Origin of the sequence: Streptomyces sp. NPDC048290, assembly GCF_040652095.1 — a bacterium.
Lineage (GTDB): Bacteria > Actinomycetota > Actinomycetes > Streptomycetales > Streptomycetaceae > Streptomyces.
On sequence record NZ_JBEZLM010000064.1, the window covers coordinates 1 to 1,674 of the forward strand.

The window sequence follows — 1,674 nt, forward strand, 5'->3', positions numbered from 1 at the left end:
CTTCTTCAAACCGGAGAACTTCATCTCCAAGACGGCACAGATGCGCCGGGGAGAGACCCGGATCAGGGACCTGGAGTACGTCCGCAACTCCGGCAGGCACAAGGGCGACGTCGGAATCTACATGCGGGTCAGAGTGCCGAACGACCCCCAGGGGGCGTTCCAGAACTGGTTCCACTCGCCCTACACGCAGTCCATGACCGGTGGCACCACCATCAGCTACAGCCTGGAGTCCGCCAACAGCGTCAAGTACCAGGCCGGTTTCGAGCAGTACTTCCCCGTGCCCTCGCACGTGGTCACCGCGGTCAACCCCTCGCAGACCTACAGCTACACCGAGACCGGCACGAAGGGCGACGCGCAGAACATCGCGGGCTCCATCACCCGCTCCTACGAGGCCGGGCTCACCCCCGGTGTGATCACCGCCCTGGACGTGGACTTCTTCATCGTCGCCGAGACCAAGCACACCGGTCCGCGCGGCAGCAAGGAGCCCACCTACGTCACCAAGCAGGTCACCGCCAAGGGCGCCTTCAACGCCTGGATGACCCTGTCACAGGCCCGCCGCTACCAGATCATCCCGAACAACGACCCCACCCTGGGCAACCCCATGGCCTCCGGCCGTAAGCCCACCCCGGGCAGCGAGGTCACCTTCCACTCCTCGGCGCCGAGCGACGGTGTCCCCGCGCTCAGCTTCCCGACGTACGGCCTGAACACCTCGGGAATGCTCACCGAACTGATCGACACCGCGACCGTCAAGGACCCGAAGTTCGCCCAGCAACTGGCGACCGTACTCACCCCGGAACCGACCCAGGTCACGCAGGACGCAGACGAGAAGCCCAAGGACCGGCTGAGCCTGCTGCGCAACGACCTCAACCCGGAACTGCTGCTCACCCCGGAACACGAGGTGGCACAGCAGCCGCTGGGGAACGAACCGTCCACGACCGTGATCTCGGCCGCGCAGCAGAAGCTCACCGGGAACCTGTTCCCGACCTGGCTCGGTGACGACCAGCTCAACAACTACCAGCGGGCCCAGCGGCTGCTCGGCGACGATGAGACCAAGGCGATGTTCCAGTCCATCTTCGAGCAGAACATGCGGGTCGTGGTCCGCAAGGCCAACGTGATGGTCGGCAGCGTCAGCGCCTCGCTGACCCTCAAGGCCATCCGCACCGACGAGGACGCCGCACTGTCCGGCATCATCCCGCGCAACGGCAGCAAGACCTCCCACCAGCTCGCACCCGGCGTCAAGGACACCACCACCAAGGACCTCACCAAGACCACGGCGATCGGCGGGACCGTCGTGGTCGCGACGGGGAGCGTGCTGACCCCGCCGGTCAATGTGACCGGCGCCAGCACCGGTACCCGTACCCGGGACGACAAGACCACCAGGACCGAGGAACTGAACGTCTCCGCGACCCGGCAGCTCACCGTCACCGGCAGCCAGGCCCAGTTCCGCGCACCCGTGAAACTCGTCCTGACCCTGGAGGCACAGGGCCAGACGATCGCCGAGGTCAAGCGCACGGTCTACGCGAACTGGCGCCAGCCCGCCGAGACCCTGCACACCACGCCGCCCACACCCTCGGCCCCGCCGACCCAGTCCACGGCGCAGCCGGTGAAGACAGGTGTCGACGCGTTCGTGGAGGAGTTCCGCGCCAAGGGCGCACCCGTGCCGAAGGACTCCGT

The 1,674-nt window shown here is 66.8% G+C and carries 1 protein-coding gene; it reads left to right on the forward strand.

Annotated elements, in window-relative coordinates:
• Positions 1-1,674, forward strand: a 1,674-nt coding sequence (locus AB0D49_RS41725; protein WP_362769510.1) for a hypothetical protein, incomplete at both ends; no start/stop codon positions are given.